General features: G+C 66.4%; 9 protein-coding genes and 1 riboswitch. Of the genes, 6 read left to right on the top strand and 3 right to left on the bottom strand.

What is annotated here, in order from left to right; translation table 11 throughout:
• The first annotated feature begins 111 nt into the window (after positions 1-111).
• The gene (locus KBZ15_RS16890; RefSeq protein WP_255016372.1) at positions 112-774 is read left to right on the top strand and encodes a M23 family metallopeptidase; all 663 of its coding nucleotides are present in this window, start codon (positions 112-114) and stop codon (positions 772-774) included.
• Positions 775-790: 16 nt separating this feature from the next.
• Positions 791-1069, top strand: a complete 279-nt coding sequence (locus KBZ15_RS16885; RefSeq protein WP_197153265.1) for a DUF427 domain-containing protein — start codon at positions 791-793, stop codon at positions 1067-1069.
• A 36-nt stretch (positions 1070-1105) separates the two neighbouring features.
• On the opposite strand, the gene KBZ15_RS16880 is transcribed toward KBZ15_RS16885, so the two are convergent.
• Both KBZ15_RS16880 and KBZ15_RS16875 read right to left on the bottom strand, forming a co-directional pair.
• Complete coding sequence (locus tag KBZ15_RS16880) at positions 1106-1342, bottom strand: hypothetical protein (RefSeq protein WP_255016371.1); 237 nt, start codon at positions 1340-1342, stop codon at positions 1106-1108.
• Positions 1343-1482: 140 nt separating this feature from the next.
• Positions 1483-1914: a Hepatitis C virus core protein gene (locus tag KBZ15_RS16875; RefSeq protein ID WP_255016370.1), complete on the bottom strand. Its 432-nt coding sequence runs from the start codon at positions 1912-1914 to the stop codon at positions 1483-1485.
• A gap of 24 nt (positions 1915-1938) precedes the next feature.
• Here KBZ15_RS16875 and arsS point away from each other — a divergent pair, with 24 nt between their 5' ends.
• From arsS to KBZ15_RS16855, 4 genes are all read left to right on the top strand, one after another.
• Complete coding sequence (gene arsS, locus KBZ15_RS16870) at positions 1939-2916, top strand: arsenosugar biosynthesis radical SAM (seleno)protein ArsS (protein WP_255016369.1); 978 nt, start codon at positions 1939-1941, stop codon at positions 2914-2916.
• Between the two features lie 52 nt (positions 2917-2968).
• Positions 2969-3532, top strand: a complete 564-nt coding sequence (locus KBZ15_RS16865) for a hypothetical protein (RefSeq protein WP_255016368.1) — start codon at positions 2969-2971, stop codon at positions 3530-3532.
• A gap of 48 nt (positions 3533-3580) precedes the next feature.
• Positions 3581-4141 carry a translesion error-prone DNA polymerase V autoproteolytic subunit gene (locus KBZ15_RS16860; protein WP_315859914.1) on the top strand — a complete coding sequence of 187 codons (561 nt, stop codon included), beginning with the start codon at positions 3581-3583 and terminating at the stop codon, positions 4139-4141.
• Positions 4142-4326: 185 nt separating this feature from the next.
• Positions 4327-5022 carry a phosphoribosyltransferase gene (locus tag KBZ15_RS16855; RefSeq protein ID WP_255016367.1) on the top strand — a complete coding sequence of 232 codons (696 nt, stop codon included), beginning with the start codon at positions 4327-4329 and terminating at the stop codon, positions 5020-5022.
• On the opposite strand, the gene KBZ15_RS16850 is transcribed toward KBZ15_RS16855, so the two are convergent.
• Positions 4982-5419: a hypothetical protein gene (locus tag KBZ15_RS16850; protein WP_254931137.1), complete on the bottom strand. Its 438-nt coding sequence runs from the start codon at positions 5417-5419 to the stop codon at positions 4982-4984. The two genes, KBZ15_RS16855 and KBZ15_RS16850, sit on opposite strands and share 41 nt — an antisense overlap.
• Positions 5420-5583: 164 nt before the next feature.
• Positions 5584-5731: riboswitch (cobalamin riboswitch) on the top strand.
• The last annotated feature ends 83 nt before the right edge of the window (positions 5732-5814 follow it).

The following is a 5814-nucleotide window of genomic DNA, read 5'->3' as shown; positions in this document are numbered from 1 at the left end:
ATGTTCCAGGTGACCGCCTTCCCAGCCGGCCCTAACCCCTCGCCAGCACCGGTGGGATTTGGCACCCTGCGCATCTACGACCCCGATTGGCCCTGAGCCATCGTCTGCCCTATGGCAAGTTGGCGCTGGCCCCTGGTGCTGCTCGTGTGGGTCGGGCTCGCCGGTCCCCCAACCCTGCGGGCCCAGGCCGGGCCGCCAGTGCCCATGCCCAAGAAGCTGCCGCTAGAGGTTGCGGTGGCGGATGTGCAGCCTGAGGGGGCGCTCGCTTCTACCTCCCTTGCCCCGGCCTCCCTTGCCCCGGCCCCAGGGGAGGCCGCCAGGCCGCCGGCCCTGGCCTATCCCCTGAAGCGCTTCGCCGCCAGCATGGACCCCTGGGGCTGGCGCTATTCCCAGCGCCGGGGCGCCTGGCGCATGCACACCGGGGTGGATCTGGCCGCCGACGAGGGCACGCCTGTGCTCGCTGCCAGCGCCGGCCGGGTGCTGCTGGTGGAGTCGATCAGTGGTTATGGCACCACCGTGCTGCTCGACCATGGTGCCGGTTTGCAAACCCTCTACGCCCACCTGCTCAGCACCAGCGTGGCGACGGGCCAGCGGCTCAACCAGGGGGAGGTGCTGGGGGCGGTGGGTATGACGGGCTCGGCCAGTGGCCCCCACCTGCACTTTGAGCTGCGCCGCCGGGGTCCCAGTCTTCTGGCCCTCGATCCGACCCCCCACCTGCCGCCCCTGCTGCCCCCACCAGCCCTGCCACCGCTTGTTGCCACAATGGTTCCCTAATTGCGGCCCAATGCCCATGCAAGCCCAGTGGAATGGTCGGGTGATTGCCAGCAGTGATGACATCGTCACCGTGGATGGCAACGCCTACTTCCCCCTCGATTCGCTGGATTCCAGTTGTATTCGTCCTTCCAGTCACACCTCGGTGTGCGGCTGGAAGGGCACTGCCCATTACTACGACCTAGTGGTGGACGGTCAGGTGAATGCAAACGCCGTCTGGTTCTATCCGGAGCCCAAGCAGGCCGCCGCCTCCATTTTGGGCCGGGTTGCCTTCTGGAAGGGGGTGCAGGTCGGCTGATCAGTCCTCTGGTGGATCAGCTTGGCTCAGGTGAGCTCAGCAACCTGGAAAACGCAGGGTGCGCCAGTCACCGCTGGCGGTGCTCACCTCAACGCCGATATCCACCGGCTCCTGGCTGCTGCCGTAGTGCTCCTGCCACCACCCCATGGCCTCAGACCAGGCGGCATCGAGAGACTCATAGAGATCATCGAGCACCGGGTGGGGAGCTCCCTGGCGATCCACCAGCCTGTAGTGGCGCACGTGGGCCGTGGATTGGGGACGGAAACTGGCCATGTCTAGCTTCGCTGCTCAATTGGACTAATCGGGAAATAATCGTGCCTGTGCCAGCTGGAAACTGTCACCTTGACAACATCTTCCCGTATCGCCTGCAGCTTCGACGCCTGCAGCTTCGTTGCTAGCGGCCCCCTCCGGGCTCAGATCAGGTAGCGCCTGATGCACGGCCGGCACCAGAACACTAGGGCGGCAGTAGTGGCGCTCCAGAGCAGGCCAGAGAGCAGGGCCGTCACCAGCCTGCCCTCGCTCAACAGGGCCAGGCGCACGATGCCGTAGGGCAGGGCCACCGCCAGGGCCATGGCCAGGGCCACGATCGCCAGGATTTGTCCCCAGGCGCGCCATTTCAGCAGGCCGATCGAGGCCACCAGCCCCACCACCGCGGTGGGCAGCACCGCACTCGCCCCGACCACGAGATTTGGCGTGCGCCAGCTGTCGAGCAGAATCACAGCCAGGCCAACCGGTATGGCCAGGGCGTTGGCCACCAGTCCCAGCCGGGCCAGGGTGACGTAGCCGCGGGGGGGCTGCTGCAACATCGCAAACGTTGGGCAGGCGATGGACCCATCGTCGGTCATGGTGAGCGGGCAGGATGGAGAGGTTTGAAAACGCACCACCTGGCGTTTCCCCCACTCCGCCGCGGCCCCCTCACCACCCTGCAGGTGAACCTCGGCTACCGCTGCAATCAGGCCTGCAGCCACTGCCATGTGGATGCGGGGCCCACCCGCACCGAAGCGATGGATGGGGACACCCTGTCCCTGATTCCGAAGGTGCTGGCCGCCCGGGGCCTCGGCTGCCTGGATCTCACCGGTGGGGCGCCGGAGCTCCATCCCCAGTTCCGGGAGCTGGTGGTGGCGGCCCGGCGGCTGGGGGTCGAGGTGATCGATCGCTGCAACCTCACCATCCTTTCGGAGCCCGGTCAGGAGGATCTGGCCCGCTTCCTGGCAGGCCAAGGCGTCACGGTGGTGGCCTCCCTGCCCTGTTACTTGGCGGCCAACGTTGATCTTCAGCGGGGATCAGGCGTGTTTGCCCGCAGCATCGCGGCCCTGCGCCAGCTCAATGCCCTTGGCTACGGCCAGCCGGACGGGGGGCCTGGCCTCCACCTCGTCTACAACCCCCAGGGCCCCGCCTTGCCTCCCCCCCAGGCCCAGCTGGAAGCCGATTACCGCCGGGTGCTGGCCAGCGAGCACGGGGTGGTGTTCACCAGTCTCTACGCCCTGGCCAACATGCCGATCCAGCGCTTTGCCAGCTGGCTCCAGGCGCGGGGCCAGCTGGAGCCCTACCAGGAGCTGTTGCAGGCCCGCCACCGCAGCGAAAATCTCGAGCAGGTGATGTGCCGCTCCCTGATCAGCGTTGACTGGCAAGGCTGGCTGTTCGACTGTGACTTCAACCAGCAGCTGGGCCTGGCGGCGGCCCCGCCCAGCCGGCCCCGGCCCCACCTGCGCGACCTCCTGGTCCACGATCCCGCTGGGGATCCGATTGCGGTGGCCGACCACTGTTTCGGCTGCACGGCCGGTGGGGGCTCCAGCTGTGCTGGTGCCCTCAGTCAGCCACCTAGTCTGGCCGAACGTTCTGGCTGATCCCGGCCACGGCTTCGGGCAGGTTCGCTTGAGCAGACCCCCTGTCATCTCTGTGCTCCTGACTTGGTTGGGGGTGTTGGCGGCGCTGCCGGCCCTGGCCCTGCAGGGGCCGGCAGCGCCGGTGGCGGTCTGCGTGGTGTCTCCCCGGGTGGAAGCGGTGCACGAGGGCGATGCCCTTGGCCTGGTGCCCACGCCCCGGCCCCAGCTGGTGGTGATTGATCCGCTGCTGGAACTTCGCATCGAACGCCAGGGCCGCCTGGTGTGGCAGCAGCGGGCGGCTGCGGGCAAAACCTTCCAGGCCCCCCTGAGCTGGCCCCTCGATCCGATCACCCCAGGTGAGGTTGTGCTGTTGCGCCTGCGGCCCCGGCAGGCCCCCGAGGGCGCCTTTGCCCATGTGCAGCTGGTGGGTGCATCGGCCCAGCGGATGGCCAGCACCGAAGCCCTGATTCGCTCCCTTGGCCAGCGCCCTCCGGCCTGGCTTGCGGCCATCGAGACAGCCCTGGATGGGGGCGATGTGTCGTTGGCCTGGGCGCTGCTGTTCTCTCCCCAGCTGCCCGAAGCCCGGGAGCTCATGGCCCTGCGGGCCGAGGTGGTGAGCCGTGGCTGCGGCGATTGATACGGGCGTACTATTGCTGAGCTTTCGCGCTGGCGGGGTTCGGGTGCCATGTTTTGCGATCCCTCTAGTGATATCTCTTGCGATCTCCCTGGCGATCTAGCCGGTGACCTGGTTTGGCTGGGCCCCCTCTCCCAGGACCAGGCTCCCCTGCTCCTGCCCCTGGCGCTGGAGTCGGTTTCCGCGGGATTCCCCAGCCCCGCCGACGATTACGTCGAGGCCGTGATCGATCTCAATGGGGTTCTGATGCCGCGCCCCAGTTCCAGCTTCCTGATGCGCGTGGATGGCGACGCCATGCGTGGCGATGGCATCCACCACGGTGATCTGTTGGTGGTTGACCGCAGCGTGGCTCCGCGCTCAGGTTCCACCGTGGTGGCGGTGCACCAGGGTGGCTTTGTGCTGCGTCGGCTGGAAGGGCGCCCGAGCCAGTGGCGGCTGGTGGCCAGCGATGCCACCAGCCCCGCGATCGCCCTCTCGGGGGAGGATCCCGATCTGCTGATCTGGGGTGTGGTGATCCATGCGGTGCATCACCTCACCAGAAGCCCTGGGAGCGCAGCCAGAGCCCCAGCAGCGCGATCGGCACAAACACGGCGCCCAGGATCTGCAGCTTGATGGTGCGGGGAGAGGGCGTTTTTTGGGGAGCCATGGAAGGGATGGGGCCGCAGCTAGTTGGGTCGGGGCCCTTTTAGCTGAAGACCGGCCAGGGCGGGCTGTTGTGCGGGCGAGTCAGTTGGCAACTCAGTGGGCGACTCAGTTGTCAACGGTTCAGAATTTGGAGGGCTTCGATTCGTGGGGCGATGCAGCAGCAGCCACCTCTTTGGTCCAACCGGTATCAGGCTGGCCTGGCCCTGGCGGAGCGGTTGGGATCCAGCCACCACTGGGGCAGCAACACCAGGGTGCTGGCCCTGCCGCGGGGCGGGGTGCCAGTTGCGGTGGCCCTGGCTGGGCGGCTGCACTTGCCAGTGGCGACCTGGTCGGTGCGCAAGGTGGCGGATCCCCAATGGCCGGAGGTGGCGATCGGAGCGATCGCTGGCCAGGGGGTGGCGGTTTGGCGCAATGGGGGGGAGGCGCGGCGCCGCGAGGCGATGGCCCGCTCCCATGGGTGGCTGCAGGCTGAGGAGCTGGAGTTGGCAAGGCGTCAGCGCCTGTTTGGTGATCCGGTGGCCCAGGAGCTGCAGGCACGGGATCTGATCGTTGTTGACGATGGCATCGCCACCGGGATGACGGTGAAGGCAGCCCTGCTGGCGCTGCAGCAGGTTCAACCCTGCAGCCTCACCTTGGCCGTGCCGGTGGTGGATCGCGCGGTGGCCGGGGAGTTGGCCGGGATGGTCGACCAGCTCGAAGCGGTGGCGATCGTCGACCAGCTCGCTGCGGTTGGGATGTGGTTTGAAACGTTTAACCAGCTCAGCGATCAGGAGGTGCTCGAGCTTCTTGAGTCGGCTCGGAATCAACTCAGGCGTTCTGCCTCCACCAGCGCCAGCCCTCCAGATTGATCAGCAGGCCGAACCCGGTGAGGGCCAGCATCAGCACGATCTGATCAGGTCGGGCATCGGGTACGACGATGTCGGCGATCAGATGGGGCAGATTTGTGATGGAGTAAACGACGCTGAACCAGAAGTGGATGCGGCGCCAGGGCCGCCAGCGCTTAGCAGGCGCGGCCGCAGTATCCGCATAGGCGATCAGCACGATCGCGATCAGGGGCAGGAGAAAGTAGCCGAGCATGGCCCCAAACAAAAGGGGCAGGGCGCTGGCGGGTACGTGGCTCTCGATCTCAGGTGACTGGCCATGGAATAGCGGCATCAGCCCCAGATCCACATGGAAAAGCATGGCCAGCAACCAGGTGATCCAGAGGGTGATCAGCCGCGGGGCATGGCGGGTGCCGCTGAGCATGGCGCTATGGGATGTTTATCGCCGCAATCCTGCCATCTATCTAACAGTCGATGAAGTTCCTTAATTGCAGTAAAAACGAATCGTTTTCACTGAAGCTCCCAAGCGCTTGGCAATCTCACCGATGGGTAGAGCGGGCTAATCCATCACTCCATTGGTGTCCCAACCATCCATAGTGGGGGAACGGGTCCACTGCCCCTGCAGTGGTCACAAGAGGAAAGTGCGGTGAGGGTTTGCCCAAGTCCGCCGCTGTCCCGCAACTGTGAAGGGTTTGCCCCCTGAGCCAGAACACTCACCGTCATCTGCTCACCATCGTCCTCGGCGCGGACCGAGACAACCCATGAAACGCTTCACCGCCCCCCTGATCGCCACCGCAGCAGGTGCAGTCATGCTGCTGG

The sequence above is a fragment of the Cyanobium sp. BA20m-p-22 genome, assembly GCF_024346275.1.
Classification (GTDB): Bacteria; Cyanobacteriota; Cyanobacteriia; order PCC-6307; family Cyanobiaceae; genus Cyanobium_A.
This window is presented reverse-complemented; position numbering and strand designations above follow the sequence as displayed.

Coding starts and splice junctions, on each gene's coding strand:
- KBZ15_RS16890 (WP_255016372.1), top strand. CDS start 112: ATGGCAAGTTGGCGCTGGCCCCTGGTGCTGCTCGTGTGGGTCGGGCTC.
- KBZ15_RS16885 (WP_197153265.1), top strand. CDS start 791: ATGCAAGCCCAGTGGAATGGTCGGGTGATTGCCAGCAGTGATGACATC.
- KBZ15_RS16880 (WP_255016371.1), bottom strand. CDS start 1,342: ATGGCCAGTTTCCGTCCCCAATCCACGGCCCACGTGCGCCACTACAGG.
- KBZ15_RS16875 (WP_255016370.1), bottom strand. CDS start 1,914: ATGACCGACGATGGGTCCATCGCCTGCCCAACGTTTGCGATGTTGCAG.
- KBZ15_RS16860 (WP_315859914.1), top strand. CDS start 3,581: ATGTTTTGCGATCCCTCTAGTGATATCTCTTGCGATCTCCCTGGCGAT.
- KBZ15_RS16855 (WP_255016367.1), top strand. CDS start 4,327: ATGCAGCAGCAGCCACCTCTTTGGTCCAACCGGTATCAGGCTGGCCTG.
- KBZ15_RS16850 (WP_254931137.1), bottom strand. CDS start 5,419: ATGCTCAGCGGCACCCGCCATGCCCCGCGGCTGATCACCCTCTGGATC.